Annotated in this window: 20 protein-coding genes; 18 read left to right on the top strand and 2 right to left on the bottom strand. The window is 39.1% G+C overall.

What is annotated here, in order from left to right; translation table 11 throughout:
* Window positions 1-7 precede the first annotated feature (7 nt).
* The 17 genes from mgsA (at window position 8) to A2U94_RS14660 (ending at window position 16,470) form a co-directional block, all read left to right on the top strand.
* Entirely contained in the window at window positions 8-406 is a 399-nt protein-coding gene (gene mgsA / locus A2U94_RS14735; protein ID WP_025907347.1) for a methylglyoxal synthase, read from the top strand.
* Window positions 407-417: 11 nt separating this feature from the next.
* Window positions 418-1,131, top strand: coding sequence for a bacillithiol biosynthesis deacetylase BshB1 (gene bshB1, locus A2U94_RS14730; protein WP_025907348.1), 714 nt, complete (start codon window positions 418-420; stop codon window positions 1,129-1,131).
* A complete protein-coding gene (gene bshA, locus A2U94_RS14725; protein ID WP_025907350.1) occupies window positions 1,128-2,255 on the top strand; it encodes an N-acetyl-alpha-D-glucosaminyl L-malate synthase BshA in 1,128 nt (375 codons plus the stop codon). Before bshB1 ends, bshA begins: the two co-directional genes overlap by 4 nt.
* Before the next feature lie 15 nt (window positions 2,256-2,270).
* Complete coding sequence (locus tag A2U94_RS14720) at window positions 2,271-3,476, top strand: CCA tRNA nucleotidyltransferase (protein ID WP_062954684.1); 1,206 nt, start codon at window positions 2,271-2,273, stop codon at window positions 3,474-3,476.
* The gene (locus A2U94_RS14715) at window positions 3,446-4,432 is read left to right on the top strand and encodes a biotin--[acetyl-CoA-carboxylase] ligase (protein WP_025907354.1); all 987 of its coding nucleotides are present in this window, start codon (window positions 3,446-3,448) and stop codon (window positions 4,430-4,432) included. The genes A2U94_RS14720 and A2U94_RS14715 overlap by 31 nt, the downstream gene beginning before the upstream one ends.
* Before the next feature lie 270 nt (window positions 4,433-4,702).
* Window positions 4,703-5,536, top strand: coding sequence for a 3-methyl-2-oxobutanoate hydroxymethyltransferase (panB, locus tag A2U94_RS14710; protein ID WP_025907356.1), 834 nt, complete (start codon window positions 4,703-4,705; stop codon window positions 5,534-5,536).
* Between the two features lies 1 nt (window position 5,537).
* Window positions 5,538-6,383, top strand: coding sequence for a pantoate--beta-alanine ligase (panC, locus tag A2U94_RS14705; protein ID WP_025907357.1), 846 nt, complete (start codon window positions 5,538-5,540; stop codon window positions 6,381-6,383).
* Window positions 6,384-6,404: 21 nt separating this feature from the next.
* Complete coding sequence (gene panD / locus A2U94_RS14700; protein ID WP_025907359.1) at window positions 6,405-6,788, top strand: aspartate 1-decarboxylase; 384 nt, start codon at window positions 6,405-6,407, stop codon at window positions 6,786-6,788.
* Between the two features lie 114 nt (window positions 6,789-6,902).
* The gene (gene dinG / locus A2U94_RS14695) at window positions 6,903-9,707 is read left to right on the top strand and encodes an ATP-dependent DNA helicase DinG (RefSeq protein WP_231882768.1); all 2,805 of its coding nucleotides are present in this window, start codon (window positions 6,903-6,905) and stop codon (window positions 9,705-9,707) included.
* 89 nt (window positions 9,708-9,796) lie between these two features.
* Window positions 9,797-10,606, top strand: coding sequence for a ComEC/Rec2 family competence protein (locus A2U94_RS14690; RefSeq protein ID WP_025907363.1), 810 nt, complete (start codon window positions 9,797-9,799; stop codon window positions 10,604-10,606).
* 187 nt (window positions 10,607-10,793) lie between these two features.
* A complete protein-coding gene (locus tag A2U94_RS20440; RefSeq protein ID WP_064484047.1) occupies window positions 10,794-10,964 on the top strand; it encodes a YpmA family protein in 171 nt (56 codons plus the stop codon).
* Between the two features lie 11 nt (window positions 10,965-10,975).
* Window positions 10,976-11,467 carry a cell wall elongation regulator TseB-like domain-containing protein gene (locus A2U94_RS14685; protein ID WP_025907365.1) on the top strand — a complete coding sequence of 164 codons (492 nt, stop codon included), beginning with the start codon at window positions 10,976-10,978 and terminating at the stop codon, window positions 11,465-11,467.
* Between the two features lie 128 nt (window positions 11,468-11,595).
* On the top strand, window positions 11,596-12,780 hold the full coding sequence (locus tag A2U94_RS14680) for a pyridoxal phosphate-dependent aminotransferase (RefSeq protein WP_025907367.1): 1,185 nt from the start codon (window positions 11,596-11,598) through the stop codon (window positions 12,778-12,780).
* Window positions 12,781-12,931: 151 nt separating this feature from the next.
* Window positions 12,932-14,224: an asparagine--tRNA ligase gene (asnS, locus tag A2U94_RS14675; RefSeq protein WP_025907370.1), complete on the top strand. Its 1,293-nt coding sequence runs from the start codon at window positions 12,932-12,934 to the stop codon at window positions 14,222-14,224.
* Between the two features lie 213 nt (window positions 14,225-14,437).
* On the top strand, window positions 14,438-15,142 hold the full coding sequence (locus tag A2U94_RS14670; protein ID WP_025907372.1) for a DnaD domain-containing protein: 705 nt from the start codon (window positions 14,438-14,440) through the stop codon (window positions 15,140-15,142).
* Between the two features lie 157 nt (window positions 15,143-15,299).
* Entirely contained in the window at window positions 15,300-15,968 is a 669-nt protein-coding gene (gene nth, locus A2U94_RS14665) for an endonuclease III (protein ID WP_025907374.1), read from the top strand.
* Complete coding sequence (locus tag A2U94_RS14660) at window positions 15,952-16,470, top strand: YpoC family protein (RefSeq protein WP_025907376.1); 519 nt, start codon at window positions 15,952-15,954, stop codon at window positions 16,468-16,470. Before nth ends, A2U94_RS14660 begins: the two co-directional genes overlap by 17 nt.
* 24 nt (window positions 16,471-16,494) lie before the next feature.
* On the opposite strand, the gene A2U94_RS14655 is transcribed toward A2U94_RS14660, so the two are convergent.
* Together A2U94_RS14655 and recU are read right to left on the bottom strand one after the other, a co-directional pair.
* Window positions 16,495-19,206, bottom strand: a complete 2,712-nt coding sequence (locus tag A2U94_RS14655) for a transglycosylase domain-containing protein (protein ID WP_081801790.1) — start codon at window positions 19,204-19,206, stop codon at window positions 16,495-16,497.
* Between the two features lie 63 nt (window positions 19,207-19,269).
* Complete coding sequence (gene recU / locus A2U94_RS14650; RefSeq protein ID WP_025907378.1) at window positions 19,270-19,872, bottom strand: Holliday junction resolvase RecU; 603 nt, start codon at window positions 19,870-19,872, stop codon at window positions 19,270-19,272.
* Between the two features lie 115 nt (window positions 19,873-19,987).
* On the opposite strand from recU, the gene A2U94_RS14645 reads away from it, so the two are divergent.
* Window positions 19,988-20,941: a DUF2515 family protein gene (locus tag A2U94_RS14645; RefSeq protein WP_035319803.1), complete on the top strand. Its 954-nt coding sequence runs from the start codon at window positions 19,988-19,990 to the stop codon at window positions 20,939-20,941.
* The last annotated feature ends 613 nt before the right edge of the window (window positions 20,942-21,554 follow it).

Genomic DNA, 21,554 nt, shown 5'->3' with positions numbered 1-21,554 from the left:
GTCATATATGAAAATAGCATTAATTGCACATGATAAAAAGAAAAATGACATGGTTCAATTTACAACTGCTTACCAACATATTCTAAAGAACCATGAGCTTTTTGCAACGGGTACAACGGGAATGCGAATCTCTGAAGCGACAGGATTATCGATTCATCGTTTTCAATCGGGTCCATTAGGTGGAGACCAAGAAATTGGTGCTCTTGTTGCACAGAATAAAATGGATATGATTATCTTCTTTCGTGATCCGCTTACAGCTCAACCTCATGAGCCAGACGTATCAGCACTTATGCGCCTATGTGATGTGTATGCTATTCCACTCGCAACCAATATGGGAACAGCTGAGGTTTTAATCCATGGTTTAGAGCGAGGAGATTTACAGTGGCGTTCAATTTTAAAACAATAGGGTGAAATAAAATGATTGAAAAAATAGATGTTCTTGCTTTTGGAGCTCATGCTGATGATGTTGAAATCGGCATGGGCGGCACTATCGCCAAGATGACTGAGCAAGGTTTAAAAGTTGTTATCTGTGATTTGACAGAAGCAGAACTATCGTCAAACGGAACGGTAGAGCTACGCAAACAAGAGGCTGAAAAGGCGGGACAACTTCTTGGTATATACAAGCGAGTTCAATTACAGATGCCGGATAGAGGACTTTTGTTACAGCGATCCTACATTAGAGAAATTGTATCGGTAATACGCAAATATCAGCCAAAACTTGTGTTTGCTCCTTATTTTGATGATCGTCATCCGGATCATGGAAACTGCGCGCGCCTAGTGGAAGAAGCCGTATTTTCAGCTGGAATTCGCAACTATACGGCAGAGCAAAACGTGGGGTCTCATCGACCGGATGGACTGTATTTTTATATGATTAATGGTTTTCATAAACCCGATTTTGCTGTTGATGTAACGAATACATTTGAAAAGAAAAAGCAAAGCTTACAAGCTTATGAAAGTCAGTTCATCAAACAAGCAGGAAGCGTGGAGACGCCGTTGGTCAACGGGTATATAGAAACAGTTGAAAGCCGAGAGCGCATGTTTGGAAAAGAAGTAGGCGTTCAGTATGCAGAAGGCTTTCTTTCTAAGAAGCCGCTGCTTATTTATGATGATTTAGTAGGTGGCGGTAGATGAAATTGAAAATTGGTATCACGTGTTATCCTTCAGTTGGTGGTTCTGGTGTCATCGCAACTGAATTAGGAAAGCTCCTTGCAGAAAAGGGACACGAAATTCACTTCATTTCCTCAAGTATGCCTTTTCGTTTAAATAAGGTATATCCAAATATTTATTTTCATGAAGTAGAAGTGAACCAGTATTCTGTATTTAAGTATCCACCTTACGATTTGGCACTAGCAAGTAAGATGGCAGAAGTTGCACAGCGTGAGAAATTAGATTTAATTCATGCTCATTATGCCATTCCGCATGCGGTGTGTGCGTTTCTAGCTAAGCAAATGGTGTCACCAAATCTAAAAATAGTAACGACGCTTCACGGGACGGATATTACGGTTCTTGGAGAAGACTCGTCTTTAACAGAACTAATCAAATTTGCAATTGAAAAATCGGATTGTGTAACTGCGGTATCTGATGCGTTAATTGAGCAAACGAATCAGCTCATTAATCCAGATAAAGATATTTGTACAGTTTATAATTTTATCGATGAGCGAGAGTACCATCGTAAAGATGTTGGTAATTTAAAGCAGGACTACGGTATTTCAGACGATGAAAAGGTCATTATTCACGTTTCAAATTTTCGTCAAGTTAAAAGAGTACAAGATGTTGTGCGTACGTTTAAACAAATCCATGAGCGCATTCCTTCTAAGCTTTTGCTCGTTGGGGACGGTCCGGATATGAGAAATGTAAGTCAGCTTGTAAAAGAATTGAACCTTGAGGATGCTGTACTGTTTTTAGGGAAGCAAGATAATGTAGCGGAGCTCTACTCCATTAGTGATTTAAAGCTTCTGTTTTCTGAAAAAGAAAGTTTTGGTCTCGTACTACTAGAAGCCATGGCTTGTGGCGTACCTTGTATTGGCACAAGAATCGGTGGTATTCCAGAGGTTATTGAAGATGGTGTAACAGGTTATATTTGTGAATTAGGGGACGTTGAAACAGCTGCGAGTAAAGCAGTGCAATTGTTAAGTGATCAACAGCTTCATCAACAAATAAGCAGAGGAGCTTTACAGGCAGTGAATCAAAAATTTCATTCAACGGAGATTGTAAACCAATATGAACAGCTTTATTACAATCTTTTACAACGTTAAGGAATGGAGGATATTATGAAAGAGCCTTTCATCCATCCATTATTTATTATTCACACACTACAACAAGCCGGACACGAAGCTTATTTTGTTGGTGGTGCTGTTCGAGATATGATCTTGCAGCGAAAAGTAGGTGATGTAGATATCGCGACATCTGCTCGTCCTGACGATGTTATGAGTCTATTTCCAAAAACAATTCATGTGGGGATTGAGCATGGGACCGTTGTGGTGCTTCATGAAGGAGAGCAATATGAAGTGACTACCTTTCGTTCAGAAGGGGAATATGCAGATTTTAGACGCCCGACATCTGTTCAGTTTATCTCATCACTGGTGGAAGATCTAAAACGTCGTGATTTTACCATCAACGCTATGGCTATGAATGAAAAAGGTGAAATTATTGATCCGTTTAATGGCAGAGAGGATCTACGTAACCAACTTATTCGTACGGTAAGGAATCCAGAAGAACGTTTTCATGAAGACGCGCTGCGAATGATGAGAGCTGTTCGTTTTGTGAGTCAACTAGCGTTTTCTATTTCAGATAAAACGAAGAGAGCTATTTCAGAGCATGGAAATCTATTGAAGCACGTATCAGTTGAACGAATTACCATTGAGTTTGAGAAGCTTCTTTTGGGTAAACGCCCCTCTTTAGCTCTTGCGCTCATAGCAGACACTAAATTATATGAGCATTTGCCGGGATTAGATATTGGTGAAGAAGCTTTTCGACGCTTGTGTAAATACGACTGGATGATGCTTGAAGATATATCGGAATGCTGGACGCTTCTTCTTTATTTACTAGGCGTTGATTTAGATCCATTTTTACGTAAATGGAAGCTTGCTAATCGACAAATAAAATCCGTGAAGCTTCAGCTTGGTGGACTTGAGGACGTATTAAAAAATGGTTGGTCAAAAGAAACGATGTATAAACTTGGAGAAGAGTCTTCTTTAAGAGTAAATCGAATTTTGCAATTAGTGAGAAGTACTAATTATCTGCATACAACCTTGCTTGTTTCTCGTTATCGAGAGCTTCCTATTCACTCTATGAAAGAGCTTGCCATCACGGGGCAAGATGTTATGACGTGGCTAAATCGTAAGGGCGGTCCATGGCTTTCAGCCTTGTTACAAACCATAGAAATGAAAGTATTAAATGGTGAAATAAAAAATAGCAAAGCGTCGATAAAGGAGTGGATTCAGTCTTGCAAACAGATATTAGAAGAACGTTATTAGAGATGTTTACAAACGCAGAGGGTGAATATGTATCTGGCCAGCGCATTAGCGACTTGCTAGGCTGTTCAAGAACGGCGGTGTGGAAACATATTGAAGACTTACGAAAAGAAGGTTATGAACTCGAAGCTGTTCGAAAGAAAGGCTATCGTATTGTCACTAAGCCTAATAAAGTAAGTACAAACGAGCTGCTTCTTGGCCTGCATACGAAAAAAATTGGTCAAAACCTTCACTATGAGGAAACCGTGGAGTCAACACAAAAAATTGCGCATCGTCTTGCTCAAGAAGGAGCTGTAGAAGGAACGGTGATTGTAGCGGAAGAGCAAACAGCTGGTCGAGGTCGCCTTGCTCGCAAATGGTACTCTCCTAAATATACGGGAGTATGGATGAGCATTATTTTACGACCTGCCATTCCACCACAGCATGCACCACAGCTGACCCTATTAGCCGCCGTAGCGATTGTACAAGCGATACAAGAAGTAACGAATGTGCTACCTGATATCAAATGGCCAAATGATATTTTAGTGAACAATAAAAAGCTAGTAGGAATTTTAACTGAAATGCAAGCTGATGTTGAGCAAGTTCACTCTGTTATTATTGGGGTAGGAATCAATGTCAATCAAAAGCTAGAACATTTTGATTCCGACATTCAACACTTGGCTACTTCTTTATCAATTGAAGAGCAAAAAGAAGTGAATCGCGCAGCCCTTATGCAAGCGATTTTCTTAAAGATGGAATCTTTGTATGAAGATTACTTGGAAAATGGTTTTGGATTAGTAAAGCATTTATGGGAATCTTATTCTATTAGCATTGGAAAGCGGATTATTGCACGCACTTTAAAAGCAACGATTGAAGGGCATGCAAAGGGGATTACAAACGATGGCGTCCTGCTGTTAGAGGACGATAATGGAACGGTTCATCACATTCATTCCGCTGATATTGAACTCTCTTCGAAATAAAACTAGAAAATGTAAGAATATTTCTTTATAATACGAGTATCAGGGTAGTATCGACAGAACTTCACCTGATACTCTTTTTATAATTTATCGTTTACGAACTGCCTTGATCTAAAAAAGACTAGGACAGAGGGATGACAATATATAAGGACAAGCGTGTGCGTTTAAGCACGCTGTTTAGCTATAGACTACTTTTGTCAAAAAACTTCTTCCGCTTTAGTGTAAGAAGGTTTTTTGCGTTGTCATCTCCTCTAGTATAGGAGGAGATTTATGTTGAAAACGAAGCTGGATTTTTTAAAAATGAAACAGCAACAAGAACCAATTGTGATGCTTACTGCTTACGACTACCCGTCTGCGAAATATGCGGAAGCATCAGAAGTGGACATGATTTTAGTAGGAGACTCATTAGGAATGGTTGTGTTAGGATACGACTCAACGATTCCAGTGACGGTCGATGATATGATTCATCATACAAAAGCGGTGAAAAGAGGCGCGCCTAATACATTTATCGTAACAGATATGCCTTTTATGTCTTATCATATTTCAAGAGAAGAAACGATGAAACAAGCCGCTCGAATTATGCAAGAAAGTGGGGCGCATGCTCTAAAGGTAGAAGGCGCAGACGACGTTATTTTTACAATTTCAGAATTAACCCAAGCAGGAATTCCGGTTATCGCTCATCTTGGCTTAACACCTCAGTCTGTTGGAGTTCTTGGGGGATATAAGGTACAAGGTAAAGAAGCGAGCGGAGCGAAAAAGTTGATTGAAGATGCCGTGAAATGTGAGCAAGCTGGTGCAATTGCAGTGGTTTTAGAGTGTGTACCTAAACAGGTGGCTAAAGATATTTCTACCAGACTAAGCGTTCCAACTATTGGAATTGGAGCAGGAAAGGAAACAGATGGTCAAGTGCTCGTCTATCACGATGTATTGACGTATGGGGTTGAGCGCTTTCCGAAATTTGTTAAGCCGTTTGGTAACATTGGAGACGTTGCAAAAAAAGGTCTGTCCCAGTATGTGCATGATGTTAAAGCTCGTGAATTTCCGGAAGAGAGTCATACATTTACCATGAATGATGAACAGCTAACGGCTTTATATGGGGGTAAGTAAGATGAAAGTAATCTCTACTGCCAAAGACATGCAGGAGCTTTCAATCAAGCTTCAGCATCAAGGCAAAACAATTGGATTTGTACCGACGATGGGGTTTCTACATGAAGGTCACCTCGCATTACTTAAGCAGGCACGTGCTGAGAATGATATTGTGGTTTTAAGTATCTTTGTTAATCCAACTCAGTTTGGACCAAACGAAGATTTTGATACGTATCCACGAGATTTTGAACGTGATGAACGCTTGGCAAAAGCAGAGGCAGCTGACTATTTGTTCTATCCAAGCGTAGCTGAAATGTATCCTGGTCAAGCTTCTGTTTCCATATCGGTTATTGATCGTGTGGATGTACTTTGTGGAGCAAAGCGTCCAGGACATTTTGACGGTGTTGCAACAGTGCTGACAAAACTATTCCATCTCGTGCAGCCAAACCGAGCATACTTTGGGAAAAAGGATGCTCAGCAAGTAGCCGTGGTGCATGGATTGATTACTGATTTTAAGTTCCCAATTGAGCTCGTGGCAGTTGATACGGTGCGTGAAGAAGATGGCTTAGCAAAAAGTTCAAGAAACGTAAACTTGCTAGATTCTGAACGTAAAGAAGCGCCAGCCTTATATCAAAGCTTGCAAAAAGCCAAGCAGTTAATTGAAAGTGGCGAACGTGACGTTGAAATGGTTAAAACGGAAATTGAAAGAACGATTAAAAAGAATACAAGCGGTACAATAGATTACGTAGCAATTTATTCTTACCCAGAGCTAAAGCCTTTAGACAAGCTAGATGGGCAGTTTATTATTGCAATTGCTATACAATTCTCTAAAGCTCGATTAATTGATAATATTATTATGGAAATTTGACCATAGAAAGAGGGTTTCACGATGTTCCGAACAATGATGAATGCAAAAATTCATAGAGCACATGTAACAGAAGCAAATTTAAATTATGTAGGAAGTATTACGATTGACGAAGAGTTAATTGAGGCTGTAGGTATCCAGCCAAATGAAAAGGTGCAAATCGTAAACAATAATAATGGTGCTCGCTTAGAGACGTATGTTATACCGGGAGAGAGAGGCAGCGGGGTTGTTTGTTTAAATGGTGCGGCAGCACGCCTTGTACAGCCTGGAGACGTTGTTATTATTATCTCTTATGTACTAGTAGCTGAAGAAAAAGTAGCTGATCACCATCCAACAGTAGCCATTATGGATGAACACAACAAAATTAAACAATTGCTTAAACAAGAGCCAGCTGGTACAATTTTATAATATTATCCCCCTTAATCGAGGGGGATTTTTTTGAGCGAATATAAGCTCTACATAAGTAGTTTCGTATAGAAGCATGTATTTTCTTTTATACTATAAGAACAGGCAGGTGAGGTCATGATGATGAATAAACGCTTTGTTGTTGTTGATTTAGAGACGACAGGACATTCTCCAAAACAAGGAGATCAAATTATTCAATTTGCAGCCGTGGTTGTTGAAAACGGTCGCATAGTTGAGCGTTTCTCAACGTTTTTGAACCCCAATATACCAATTCCTCCTTTTATTTCACAACTGACAAATATTCATCAAAAAATGGTCGAAGATGCCCCGACGTTTGAGGATATTTCCGAGAAAATTATTGAACTGTTAGAAGATGCTTATTTTGTAGCACATAACGTTGCTTTTGACCTTAATTTCTTACAGGAATCATTAGCTCAAAGCGGGTATGATAAGCTGTATCCATCCACGGTGGATACGGTCGAATTAGCGCGTATGCTTCTCCCTACAGTAGAGGGGTATAAGCTCAATCAGCTGGCTGAATATTTAAATTTAAATCATGATCAGCCTCATCAAGCTGACAGTGATGCTGAAGTGACGGCGAAGATCTTACTTCTATTAATGGAAAAATTAAATAGTCTTCCTCTTGCAACATTAAAGCAGCTATACACACTGTCTTTGCATTTGAAAAGTGAGATTGGTGAGTTGATTCAAGGTATAATGAATGAAAAGCAAGATGATTATCATGAAGGTTATGATTTTGTTCATGGCTTAGCGCTTAGAAAGCAAAGGCCTGTTGTGAAGCCATCGGAAGTTCTTGTTACATACGAGGAGTTTCAAGAACAAAGGGAAACTTTAGCATCAGTGTTTAGCTCATTTGAAAAGAGAACGGGTCAAGAAAAAATGATGAATGCAGTCCATGAGAGCTTAATGGATAACGAACACGCGCTTATTGAAGCGGGAACTGGTATTGGAAAAACGATTGCTTATCTAATTCCGTCTGCTTTTTATGCTCAACAGCATAAAAAGCCAGTAGTTGTTTCAACGCATACTGTAACGTTACAACAACAGCTAATGGAAAGAGATATACCAATGTTAAAAAAGCTTATGCCATTTGAGCTAAGCGCAGCAGTTTTAAAGGGGCGTGAACATTATCTTAGCATTCGGAAATTTAATCAGTTTTTAAAAGAGCGCAACCATAACTATGATGTTATTCTAACGAAAGCAAAGCTATTGATTTGGTTGACGGAGACGGACACAGGCGATGTTGATGAAATCAACTTACCGTCAGGTGGAAAACTATTTTGGGAACAGCTGAATGAAAGCAATCCTTCCCACTTAGACTTTAAGCATCCGTGGAACCAACATTCTTTTTATAATCGTGCACAGGAGCGTGCAGCACAAGCTCAGATTATCATTACAAATCACCGTCTTCTTTTGTTAGACGTTGTAAGTAAGCGGAACTTACTTCCAAGCTATGAACAGGTTGTAATTGATGAAGCGCATCATTTCGACACGATTGCAAGCGAAGAGCTTGGAGGGAGGTTAGATTACTTTTCCATTCATGCCTTGTTGAGCAGGATTGGCTTGTTAGACGATAAAGGTTTGTTAAACAAAGTACATAAGCTTTGTCAAAAACATGATATAAGGCTAAATACGAAAAAACTAGAAGAAATGCTAGAAAAGCTTCGCATTGAGTGTGATGACTTATTTCGTCTTGTCCATGCGTATGTAATGAAAAAAAATAAGCAAACGGATAGTGAAATTGGGCGAGTGAGCTATCGCTATAATGTTCAAGAAGAGAATACTCTTCATTGGCATACCATCCAGGAACAGGCATCTCGAGTGAGATTTTTAATGAACGATATTCTATCTCTTTTACATGCTGATTTTCAGGTGATGGATTCCTATCAGGAGCAGCTTACAAAAAGGGAACAGTCCCATATTCATGAGTTAACAAGCGCAATTGAACAATTTCATCATCTGTCGAGTGAGTTTGCGGACTTTTTCTTCCAGCCGCATCTTGAAGAGGTAACGTGGATTGAAATAGAGCCAAAAGGAGCGGCAAACGCTACTTTTTTATATCGTCAACCGCTCTCGGTAGCGGACACGTTAGCAGATACGTTTTTTGCGAAAAAGCAAAGCGTTATACTAACTTCTGCTACGCTAACGGTCAATCATTCTTTTTCATATATTATTGAACAGCTTGGTTTATATGATTTTCAACCACTTCAAATGACGATACCGTCTCCATTTGACTATCGAAGCCAGGCAAAAGTATATATCCCAAAAGATATGCCAGCTGTAAATGATGTAACGCTTGAAGAATATAGTGCGATTATGGCAGAAAGTATTTTAGATATCGCATCTATTACTAAAGGGCGCATGCTTGTACTATTTACCTCTTATGAAATGTTAAAAATGACGTATCAGTATATGAAAGAACTAAATGATTTAGAGGAATTTGTCATCCTTGGTCAAGGAGTCACAACCCGTAATCGAAATCGATTATTAAAAGACTTTGCGCAGTTTTCACAATCGATTTTATTAGGAACGAACAGCTTGTGGGAAGGCATTGATCTTCCTGGTGAATTAGTATCTAGTCTCATCATTGTTCGCTTACCTTTTGCGTCACCACGACATCCATTTCTAAAAGCAAAATTTGAGCAACTCCGAAAAGAAGGGAAAAATCCATTTATGGACTATTCACTACCTCAGGCTGTCATTCGTTTCAAGCAAGGATTCGGAAGACTAATTCGAACCAAGCAAGATAAAGGATCTATCTTTATTTTAGATAATCGTATGATTACAACGATGTATGGCTCTCATTTTCTTCATTCTTTGCCGGATGTAGATATCGTAAGTGAGTCATTTTCGGTAGCACTTCATGATTTTGAAGCATGGTGGACGTCAAAAAAGCTTTAGCATACTCAGTGCTAAAGCTTTTTTTGCATAGCTCTTCTTGTAGATGTACACGCTAAGAGTGGAAAACACAGGAAGTGAGGGTGTTTAATATGATTAAACGAAATATGTTAATATGGGCGGTATGCTTATGCTTTTTTAGCAACGGTTCTACCGTGCAAGGGGCTAGTCAAGTGGACTTTAGCCTTAAAGAAGATGAAGCAGCAATTTCTTTTTTTCCTTTATTCGATGGAGAAGCTACGCTTTTGCAAGACGGAACGGATCGAGTTATTCTCATTAATACAGGTAGTAAAAAATCGCGAAAAGAGTTGGCGTATTGGCTGGATTTTTATCATATTAAGCAAATTAACCAAGTGATTATTACAAAGCAAAGCGAGAAATACAACGGAAATGTAGACTGGGTTACAAAGAAATATCAGGTGGAAGAAGTAGTTTTGCCTAAAGGCTCAAATGATTTACAAAGTCAACATATTCGCATGTGGCAAGGTAGGGATGTGTATCAGCTATCAAAGCATATTCATGTATCTGTTCTTTATCATGAGGAAGTAAATTCACCCTCAATGGATTTGATAATAGCATTCGGCGAGCATCAAATGCTTTATATGAGTAACTCAGCATCTACTATTGAGAGGCATTTGCTTATGAAGCCATTAAAAAAAATAGACTTGATTAAACTCGCAAATTTTGGTGAAGGTGAGCCGCTGTCTGAGTCGTTTTTAAAGCAGTTAAACCCTCAGATTGGTGTTTTATTCTCAAAAGAAGACCGTACTATTCATCCTGAGCTTGTATCAAGATTAACGGATGGATGGGTTGAGTTATACGATACAAATAAAAGAGAATCGCTTTCTATTAAAATGTCACCTACCATCTATGACGTCATGAAATTTAAGAAGACTACCTAAATTTCTTTTGCAAAAGAAAGAGAGATAATTATAATGAAAATAGAGAGGCTTTAGAGGGAGCGGAACGAATTCTCTCAGTTTGATTTTATGTTTAGGTGGGGAATACAATAGCCCAAAAGCCAAGCCGTGTGTTATGATAAACAGATAATCATTTCATTTAGAGGTGTTTGGTAAGAGGAGGAACAGCATGGAAAGCAAAATTGAAGTTTTATCAACCGTTCGTATTGAGCATTCTTCTGATTTATATAAAATTGTGGACAGCTTAAATCGAACGTTAAAAAAGAAAGATTTGATGTTTGGCCTAGCGTTAGACCAAGAAGATCAAAGTAAAGCAATTTTTACGATTTATCGTACATAAGTAGGGATAAAATGAAAAAGTGGTTTATTGGAATTGTTGTTGTTGTATGTTTAGTAGCAGGGTGGCAAACCCATTCAATTTATAAAGCGGCTGTAAACGATGTACAAGCTGACGAAAAAAAAGCATCAGCCAAGGCAAAAGAAGATTTTAATCTGAAATCTGTGACGAGTACACAAGCATATTTTGGAGATCATACATTTTATGTAGTAGAAGGTACTAACAATAAAAACGAAGATGTTATCGCTTGGGTTCCAAAAAGTCAAAAGCAAAAAGCGGTGCTAAAAAAAGTAGCAGATGGAATTACAAAAGAACAAGCCATAGAGATTGTTCAGCGAGACCGAGATCCAAAAGAAATTAAATCAGTTCGACTAGGAATTGAAAATGAAAAGCCGCTATGGGAAGTTACGTATATTGATCAAGAAGAAAAACATTTAACTTACTACTATCTTGATTTTACAAGCGGGGAGTTTATGAAGCGCTATAGCTTAACAAAACCTGAATGAGTTTATTTATAACGTATGTTTACACATACGTGTTATAAAACGCTTTGCACCTTAGAGTGAAGCAAAATTGTTGCTATAATCAGCTTTACATAGCTGATTATAGCCGTAGTTCATAGGGGGAGATTTTAGTGAAATTAGCAAAACGTGTATCAGCTTTAACACCATCATCGACATTGGCTATTACAGCCAAAGCAAAAGAGCTCAAAGCCGCAGGACATGACGTCATTGGCTTAGGTGCAGGTGAACCAGATTTTAATACGCCGCAGCATATATTAGAAGCATCTGTAAAAGCAATGAATGAAGGCCAAACAAAGTATACGCCTGCAGGTGGACTTATGCCTTTAAAAGACGCAATTATTGAAAAGTTTAACCGTGATCAGAGCTTAACATACAAGCCATCTGAAGTTATTGTATGTTCAGGTGCAAAGCATGCTTTGTATACATTGTTTCAAGTAATTTTAGATGAGGGAGATGAAGTGATCATCCCAACTCCTTACTGGGTAAGTTATCCTGAACAAGTAAAGCTAGCAGAAGGTACACCGGTTTATGTTGAAGGTTCTGAAAATAATGAATTTAAAATTACGCCAGCACAGCTAGAGTCAGTGATTACTAATAAAACAAAAGCTGTGATTTTAAACTCACCAAGTAACCCAACAGGTATGATTTATACGCGTGAAGAGCTAGAAGCAATCGGTGAAGTTTGCTTAAAGCATAATGTATTAATTGTATCAGATGAAATCTATGAAAAGTTAGTATACGATGGTGCAGAGCATGTTTCGATTGCAGAATTATCACCAGCTCTCAAAGAGCAAACTATTATTATCAATGGGGTATCTAAATCTCACTCAATGACAGGATGGCGCATTGGTTACGCAGCTGGTAATGAGACCATTATAAAAGCAATGACGAATCTAGCGAGTCACAGCACGTCTAACCCAACGTCGATTGCTCAATATGCAACAATTGCAGCTTATAACGGAACGCAAGAGCCTGTGGAAATGATGCGCAAAGCTTTTGAAGAACGTTTAAACGTAATGCATAAACAACTTAATGACATTCCTGGTTTTTCTTGTTTAAAGCCTCAAGGTGCATTCTATTTGTTCCCTAATGCAATCGAAGCTGCTAGACTAACAGGATTTGAAACAGTTGATGCTTGGGTAGAAGCGATTTTAGAAGAGGAAAAAGTAGCGCTTGTTCCAGGTTCAGGATTCGGTTCTCCTGAAAATGTTCGTTTATCTTATGCTACTTCGCTTGAGCTATTGGAAAAAGCAGTGGCGCGAATTGCGTCATTTATGGCAAGACACATGAAATAAAGTGATGGAGAGCGGCTTCTATAGAAGCCGCTCTTTTATTGGTGATGTCATAAGTTTCCCATGATTGTTACTTGTTATTGTGAGTGTCGAAATGTATAATAGGGTGGCATACATAATTAAAGGATGTAAGTTTTTTGGAGGGATTTTAATCGTGAAAATTACGATTTCTGAAGCAAGTAAGCACGTTGGAAAAGAAGTGACAATCGGTGCTTGGTTAGCAAATAAACGTTCAAGTGGTAAAATTGCATTCCTACAGCTTCGAGACGGCTCTGGATTTATTCAAGGGGTTGTTGTGAAAGCAGAAGTAGGGGAAGATATTTTCAAAAAAGCAAAAGCCTTAACGCAAGAATCTTCTTTATACGTAACAGGAACTGTTCAAGAAGATGAACGTTCACCTTTTGGATATGAATTAACAGTAACGGATGTAGAAGTTATTCATGAAGCAGTTGACTATCCAATTACGCCAAAAGAGCACGGGACAGAGTTCTTAATGGACAACCGTCACTTATGGTTACGTTCAAAGCGTCAACACGCTGTAATGAAAGTGCGTAACGAAATTATTCGTGCAACATATGAATTCTTTAATCATAATGGATTTACAAAAGTAGATCCTCCAATCTTAACGGGAAGCGCGCCAGAAGGTACAACAGAACTTTTCCATACGAAGTACTTTGATGAAGATGCATTCCTTTCACAAAGTGGCCAACTTTATATGGAAGCAGCTGCAATGGCACTTGGAAAAGTATTTTCATTTGGTCCAACTTTCCGTGCAGAAAAATCAAAAACGCGTCGTCATTTAATTGAGTTCTGGATGATTGAACCTGAAATGGCGTTCTATCAATTTGAAGATAGCTTAAAAGTACAGGAAGAATACGTATCATACGTGGTTCAGTCAGTACTAGAGAACTGTAAGCTAGAGTTAAATGTACTAGGTCGAGATACGTCTAAATTAGAGCAAATTAAAGCTCCGTTCCCACGTATTACGTATGATGATGCACTAAAATTCTTACATGAAAAAGGATTTGATGATATTCAGTGGGGAGATGACTTCGGTTCACCACACGAAACGGCTATCGCAGAAAGCTATGATAAACCTGTGTTTATCACGCACTATCCAACGTCATTAAAACCATTCTACATGCAGCCGGATCCAACAAATGCAGATGTAGTGTTATGTGCAGATTTAATTGCGCCAGAAGGTTATGGTGAAATCATTGGTGGATCAGAGCGTATTCATGACCAAGAACTACTAGCTCAGCGCGTAGCAGAACATGAGCTAGATACAGAAACATATAAATGGTACTTAGAGCTTCGTAAGTATGGATCAGTTCCACATTCTGGATTCGGATTAGGGCTTGAGCGTACGGTAGCATGGATTAGTGGTGTTGAACACGTTCGTGAAACAATTCCATTCCCACGCTTATTAAACCGTTTGTATCCTTAATAGAAGCGAAGTGACTTCGGATGTAAAATTATTTCATTAGAAAAAGGTGGCATTACGCCATCTTTTTCTAATGAATGTTGTTTCACATTAAATAAACGTCCACCCTTTTTAGAAAACGGTGGATTTTTATTTGTTTTTTGATAAAAGTTTTCGTAAACAGTTTTTCGTTTTCATCTGTCCTTCGTGATATACTAACTTTAGAGGTGTTCCAAAATGAAAAAAGATGACATGATTGCATGGTTTGAGCAAGGCTCAGTTTCTATTCCAAAGCTATTGTTTAATCACTATAGCGATTTAGGCTTAGACGAAACAGAATTTATGATGCTGATGCATCTTAATGTATTTATTGATAGTGGTGAATCCTTTCCCACTCCACATGATCTCTCTGCAAAAATGAGCGTCTCCACGACGAAGTGTATGGAAGTACTTCGAAATCTTATTCAAAAAGGTGTTCTAACGATCGAACAGCTTGATGATTCCTCTTCGGTTATTTCTGAGCAATATTCTCTTAAACCGCTTTGGAGAAAGCTAATCAATTTATTAATGCAAGAAAATCAAAATGAAGTGCAGCAAGAGCAGGAGCAAGAAGAGATAAATTTATATTCTATTTTTGAAAAGGAGTTTGGTCGTCCGCTTTCGCCGTTTGAATGTGAAACGTTGGCTATGTGGGTAGACCAAGATCATCACGACCCACTCATTATTAAAACGGCTCTTCGTGAATCCGTTATGTCCGGAAAATTAAACTTTCGATACATCGACCGCATCTTGTTTGAGTGGAAGAAAAACGGCATTAAGACTATTGATCAAGCACGAGCGCATAGTCAAAAATTTAGACAACATCAACAACCAAAAAATCAGAAGCCTTCTCAATCTCAAAATTCCTCAGCCGTTCCATTTTTCAACTGGCTTGAACAGTAAAGTAACATGCTCTATTACTTAGAGTGGTTAACGGAAGAGGAAAGCTGATTCAACATCAGGCGTGCCTGATGTTGAATCAGCTTTTTTAGCATGATAATACATACCAAAATAAAAAGGGGTGAAAAGCTAAAACAAATTAAGTTTGTTTTAGTAAGCTATGTTAAATCTAACACAAATTCGTCACTGCTTAGACGTAATGGCTGAAATGTTTCCTGATGCACACTGTGAATTAAATCATAAAAATCCATTTGAGCTTGTGATTGCAGTTGCTCTATCCGCTCAGTGTACGGATGCACTTGTCAACAGAGTAACAAAAGAATTATTTCAAAAATATCAAACACCTGAGGATTATTTAGCTGTTTCATTAGAAGAGCTTCAGCAAGATATTCGTTCAATAGGTCTTTATCGTAATAAAGCAAAAAATATTCGAAAGCTGTGTGAGCTTTTAATTCATGAGTACAACGGTGAAGTACCGCAAGATCGAGATGAGCTTACTAAGCTTCCTGGAGTGGGCCGAAAGACAGCTAATGTCGTCGTTTCCGTGGCTTTTGGTATTCCCGCTATTGCGGTTGATACGCACGTGGAACGGGTTAGTAAAAGGCTTGGTATTTGTCGGTGGAAAGATTCAGTATTAGAAGTAGAAAAAACGCTGATGCGAAAGGTTCCAAAAGAAGAGTGGGGAGTTACTCATCACCGCTTAATTTTCTTTGGTCGCTATCACTGTAAAGCTCAGTCGCCGCAATGCCCAACCTGTCCATTATTAGAGCTGTGTCGAGAAGGAAAAAAGCGAATGAAAGCGAGAGGTCAGCATGTTAGCAAAAGTTAAAGTGCCGCCTGAATTTAAGCGTGATCCATTTTTTTTCGCACAAGATGTTATTTCGTTTCAGCCGCCTCTGCTAAGGCATAAAACGCATCATCAACCAATTTTTATCTATGATATAGTAGCGAAAGAAGAAGGGCTTTTAGAAGCACCGTGGAATTCACTAGAAGACTGTATCCCCTCGTTGTTTATAGAATGGAAAACCCAAGAGAAAATTCTCCATGAACAATTTTCTCTGCGTAAAGTGACAAACGCAAAAGAGATAGTCACTGAATGGAGTGGACGGTTTTTAAGCGCGCTGTTTTGGATTAATGGGGGACCTCTTCAAGGTCTTACAGCACTGGAAGCTAATATTCAAAAGCTAACATACAAGCCAGTTAACACGTCTGAGCGCGTATTATTTTTGTTGAAAAAGCCTGGAATGTATCACTCATTCGTTCAACTTAGTGAACTATATACAGAATTGCAAAAGCAGTATGCCATTAAGCGTATACGTTTAAAAAAATAAACCGCTCATCGTGAGCGGTTTATTTTATTCATTTTCAGTTTGTTGATCTGGAGTGGCAGGAGGCTGTTGGTTGTTTCCTTGTCCATTGCCGTTAGTGCCATTATTTCCGTTTCCATTATTGCCATTGTTTCCAGGCTGACTAGGTGGTTCACTAGAGTTCTCCGTTTCACCTTGATCAGGCTGTTGACCTTGATCAGGGTTCTGTGGACCTTCGCTATCAGGCTGATCGGTTTCTTCACCATCGTTTTCGTTTTCATCTTCAGGGCGCGTTCCTTCATCAGGATTTTGCTCTTCATCACCCGGTTCGGATTCCGAATCATCTTCTGGTTCCTCTTCAGCTGTTTGAGGTACCTTTACAGAAGCACTTGCGCTGCCGGCGTTATTTGTACTTAAGATGAAGCTATACGTCGCACCTGGAGTAGGTGATGGGATAGAGGTGCTGCCAGCACTTCCTTTATCCGCTAACGTTTGGCTCACGCCATCAGAAGAGGTCATATTGACGGTAAATTCCGTTTCGTCATCGCCACCTGACCAGTTAACGTTAATGGCGTTAGAACCTTCGCTGAAGGAAGCTGTAAGTTTTGCTTTTTCTTCTTTCTCTTCTTTCTCTTCTTTTTCTTTCTCTTTTTCTACAAAGACTTGAGAAACTTTTGTTGGCTCTGTGCCGCGTACGAAGTACTCATACGTGATTGAATCTTTTGGTGTTGCACCACTTGGTTTCTTCACATCTTTACTTGAGACTTTTTCAACGGCACGTTTTACCACGCTATCAGGTTGTTTAAAGCTGCCTTTTTCTTCACCTTGAGATACGTGTGTAATGACTTGCTTGAAAATATTCTTTGCCATGGCTTTTTCGTTTTCACTATAAATATAGCCGTCGGAATTTTTCTCATATCCTGTCCAAACTGATACCGTGTATTTTGGCGTGAAGCCTGAGAACCACACATCTTTTACGCCGCCTTCTGGAATATTAAAGCTTGCTTTTTCCTTGGCACTAAAGTTAGATGTTCCGGTTTTACCTGCGATGTCTAAGCCAGGTACACGTACAGCACGTGCTGTTCCGTACGGTGCTTCAACAACGGATTTCATCATGTCCGTTACCATAAACGCCGTGTAGTCTTGCATCGCACGCTTCGGTTTTGGCGATAGGTCTAACTCTGTACCATCTGAGAATTTTACTTTTGTTACCGTATAAGGTTTTGTAAACATTCCTTCGTTAGCAAATGCGCTATAAGCGCCGGCTAGTTCCATAGGCGTAACACCTTTAGTAAATCCACCGATAGAAAACGCTTCGGCAAACTTTTCGCCGCTAGATTCTCCAAGCTCAAGACCTAAGCCTTCACCGAACTCTTGTGCTTTATCAGCTCCTACAGCTTGGAAGGCTTTTAAAGCAGGGATATTTAACGAACGTCCTAGAGCTTCACGAGCTGATACCCAGCCTTTATAGTTTCGGCTATAGTTTCGAATTTGCGTACCGTTTGAGTATTGATGTGGTTCATCCTTAATTGGTTCTGCGGTAGACCATTTTAAATACTCAACGGCTGGTCCATAGTCAAGAACAGGTTTGATTGTTGAGCCTGGTTGACGCTCGATGTCGGTAGCAAAGTTTAGGCCTCCAGCTACGCGGTTACGACCTCCACCAATTGCTTCAACTGCACCTGTCTCATTGTTTAACACGACAAGACCAGCCTGGAACTTATCGTTAGGGAAGGTGACAATTTCGTTATTCATTAATTGGTCAACATAATCCTGTGCATCCACGTCAAGCGTTGTGTAGATTTCTAATCCAGAAGAAGAGACGTTAGCATCCGTTTTTTCTTGAACTTCTTCAATTACTTGGTCGATGAATACATCATACTTTGACGTTTTCTCATTTTGTTCAACCAAATTTGCCTGCACGTCAACTTGCTTTGCTTTATCTGCTTCTGCTTGTGTAATAAATCCGTTTTTAGCCATTAAATTTAATACTGTGTTACGGCGTTTTGTAGCATTCTCTGGGTTTTTATACGGATTATACGTTGATGGTGCTTTTGGTAAGCCAGCGAGCATAGCGGCTTGATCAATTGTTAAATCGTTTAGATCAGTCACGCCATAAAATGTTTCTGCTGCTTTGGCGATACCGTATACTTCTCCAGTCGAGAAGTAGATTTTGTTTAGGTACATTTCAAGAATTTGCTGTTTTGAATATTTACGTTCTAGCTGATAAGAGAGCCACATCTCTTGTACTTTACGCTTTACGGTTTTTTCAGGTGATAAAAATGAATTTTTCACAACCTGCTGCGTAATGGTACTTGCGCCTTCTGATCCAAAGCCCTCTTTGAAGTTGGCCACTACAGCGCCACCAATTCGATAAAAGTCAATTCCATGGTGTTTATAAAAGCGAACATCTTCGGTTGCAATGAACGCATTTTTAACAGTCTGAGGAATTTCATTATATTGTACGTATGTACGCTTTTCGCCTCCGACTTCTTTAAGGACCGTTTTTCCATCGTTTGCGTAAATCTTAGATGAAAACGAGTCTTTTAAAACAGAGTCGTCAACTTTAGGTGCATCGCTTATTAATGCGAAAAAGGTTCCAACACCAGCTATCAGTCCAATAATACCTAAAATGAAAACTGCAGCAACAATCTTGCGGAAAATGCCGCCTTTTTTCTTGTTTCCTTGTGATTTGTTCGTTTGTTTGTTGTCATTCATTGCTCGTCTTCGTTCTTCACGCGAGCGATAATTATCTGACATAAAAGCTCCTACCTTTCAAACAATTGTAAGAGAATGATTTCCGTAAACATATATATCATACTCTTAAAAATACAATTTATCTATAGTTTTTATGTAATCGATTCTAGGATGGTAACCAAGTTCGATTAAATGTCCTTTTTTTTCAATATCGGCTTTTGGGATGGATTTTCGTCCATCTTTTTTCATATCTTGCCAATAGGGAAAAAGGGACGGTGCTTCAAAAAGGTATATTTCTTCCAAAGAAGTAAACATTAATATAACGAATGAGATTCCATTTTGTTTCACGATCTGGTTCATATGTTGAATTTGATGTTCGTGAAAATTACGCAAGGGAAAAGACGTTTTATTTTTTGTTTCTTTTGCTTCAAAATCAATATACTTTCCTTTGTATACGCCGTTGTAATCGGTTGTAGAAGCTTGTTTAAAATAAGCTTCTTTAATAACTGCAGCACTTCGCTTAGGATAGTCAACGTTCACAATTTGAATCGGCGTAGGTTTTTTATGAACCACTGCTATTCCTTGTGCTAAATAATACTCATTGGTTTCATTTAAATCTTCTTCCAAAGTCATACCTCGATTACTGTATACGGACTCAACTTTCGCCCGGGAAGGACTGTTGGGAGGCTTAGCAGGGTTATATGCTTTTCCGTTAGGATAACGAATCATGCACATCACTCCTTTACTTAATTTCACACACGCACACTCTATTATACCAAATTTCAGTTGAGATAGAATGAAAACATACTTCGTGTTCATACCAAATGTAAAGGAAGAAAGCAGCATGTTGACAAGCTTTGAACAGCAAGTAGTGGAAACAATTAGGCTCAAAACAAAACAGTTGAACATTGATAATATATCAAGAACAGAAGCTTACGCAACTTTTTACAATAATCATCCTGAAGTAAAGTGGTCGTTTCTTGCTAGCATGGTTTCACGAAACGCAGGCTGGAATATGTGTGACTTGCAGGGAAAGTGGTTTCCTGAGCTACTATCTATAGAAACGCGAGATTTATTGTTTTTAACGTACGAGCGAGCGAATTGGCTGATCTTTCAAGACGCTTTTCCACAGCTGCTGCTATATGAAATATCAAAAAAACACGAGAAGTCTTATTTTCACCTTCTTGAATATTTTGATGTATCTCCGTTCATGTACGAAAAATGGACTGTCTTTTGGGAAAGGAAGAAAGAAATTGAGCTTATGCATGCTCTCATTATTAATGAACAGCATATTATTGAGCCAGCGGTGATAGCACATCCTTTCTACCAGAAGAAAGTGTTTCATCGCTTAGTATTTCACTTTCAGGACTCTTTGCATTTTAGTTCCGTTTTGTTCCCTACAATGGAAGGTGAAATTTATGGGTGCTCCGTACATAGCTTCACCAAGGTAGATGAGCGAATTAAGCTTGGTAAAAAGCTCGGTGAACTGTTGTTTTCACAAGCTTTGTATCCAAAGTTCCTTCAGTTTTCAATGTCGACTGTTCATACGGGATCACGCGTTGATTATGAACAGTATGTATTTCGGTCTAAAAGAAGAGACACACCCTATTTGCGAATGACCTTTCCAATTGTTCCACATCATGAGAAAAAAAGGGGACAGTGGAGAATTTCAAAGCGTAGAGAGAAGAAATTAATGAAGAGTCTTGATTTATCCGCACCTATGCCGATTACGGAGTGGTACCAAAATAAACAGAAGCAGCTGCATGTCTTGGTAGGAATAAAGAAGTTTTTTAGATGAGTTTGGGACATAACAAAATGATTGCTTCTAATAGACGAACACTAGCTGTTCCAATCTCTTTAGTTTGTCTGAACACGTTCGTTCCATTGCGCTACGGCCACTCGCTTTCCGCGGGGAGGAACCTGAGCTTCCTCGCTGCGCTGCGGGATCTCCGTTTTCCCTCTCTTTCCCGCAGGAGTCGAGTGTCCTACGCTCCATTCCACCCTGTTTCCAACATTGTTTTCACAATCAACAAAAAACCTGAACGATTAAAAGTGAGAAACTCTCAATCGTTCAGGTTTATCATTGGCTGAATTACTTATGTCCAGCCTCATCTAGGTGGACATATTACGTAGACGGACGGTTTGGTCCGTTTAATTTTTTAGGGTCACCAAATGTTTTTGTTTCAGGCTTGTTTTTTGGCTGTTTTTGTTCATGCTTATTTGCCACTTCTTACACCTCCAAATGAATGTTGTAACAAAGTTGACTGCACATACAATACGTGTTTCTTGCACAATCTAATCATAGTGTTTTCACTCATCCTCATTTCAATTCGTGCAAATTAAAACATTTTCTGCGTAAAACATCTTTCTTTGCCGAATGGAAACTAGTTTTGTCATGTGTGAAGGTAGAT

The sequence above is a fragment of the Bacillus sp. VT 712 genome (assembly GCF_001614195.1).
Classification (GTDB): domain Bacteria; phylum Bacillota; class Bacilli; order Bacillales; family Bacillaceae_H; genus Priestia; species Priestia flexa.
This window is presented reverse-complemented; position numbering and strand designations above follow the sequence as displayed.

Coding starts and splice junctions, on each gene's coding strand:
- A2U94_RS14720 (WP_062954684.1), top strand. CDS start 2,271: ATGAAAGAGCCTTTCATCCATCCATTATTTATTATTCACACACTACAA.
- A2U94_RS14685 (WP_025907365.1), top strand. CDS start 10,976: ATGAAAAAGTGGTTTATTGGAATTGTTGTTGTTGTATGTTTAGTAGCA.
- mgsA (WP_025907347.1), top strand. CDS start 8: ATGAAAATAGCATTAATTGCACATGATAAAAAGAAAAATGACATGGTT.
- A2U94_RS14660 (WP_025907376.1), top strand. CDS start 15,952: ATGTTAGCAAAAGTTAAAGTGCCGCCTGAATTTAAGCGTGATCCATTT.
- bshA (WP_025907350.1), top strand. CDS start 1,128: ATGAAATTGAAAATTGGTATCACGTGTTATCCTTCAGTTGGTGGTTCT.
- A2U94_RS14690 (WP_025907363.1), top strand. CDS start 9,797: ATGATTAAACGAAATATGTTAATATGGGCGGTATGCTTATGCTTTTTT.
- A2U94_RS14670 (WP_025907372.1), top strand. CDS start 14,438: ATGAAAAAAGATGACATGATTGCATGGTTTGAGCAAGGCTCAGTTTCT.
- bshB1 (WP_025907348.1), top strand. CDS start 418: ATGATTGAAAAAATAGATGTTCTTGCTTTTGGAGCTCATGCTGATGAT.
- A2U94_RS14655 (WP_081801790.1), bottom strand. CDS start 19,206: ATGTCAGATAATTATCGCTCGCGTGAAGAACGAAGACGAGCAATGAAT.
- recU (WP_025907378.1), bottom strand. CDS start 19,872: ATGATTCGTTATCCTAACGGAAAAGCATATAACCCTGCTAAGCCTCCC.
- nth (WP_025907374.1), top strand. CDS start 15,300: ATGTTAAATCTAACACAAATTCGTCACTGCTTAGACGTAATGGCTGAA.
- A2U94_RS14645 (WP_035319803.1), top strand. CDS start 19,988: ATGTTGACAAGCTTTGAACAGCAAGTAGTGGAAACAATTAGGCTCAAA.
- panD (WP_025907359.1), top strand. CDS start 6,405: ATGTTCCGAACAATGATGAATGCAAAAATTCATAGAGCACATGTAACA.
- panC (WP_025907357.1), top strand. CDS start 5,538: ATGAAAGTAATCTCTACTGCCAAAGACATGCAGGAGCTTTCAATCAAG.
- A2U94_RS20440 (WP_064484047.1), top strand. CDS start 10,794: ATGGAAAGCAAAATTGAAGTTTTATCAACCGTTCGTATTGAGCATTCT.
- dinG (WP_231882768.1), top strand. CDS start 6,903: ATGATGATGAATAAACGCTTTGTTGTTGTTGATTTAGAGACGACAGGA.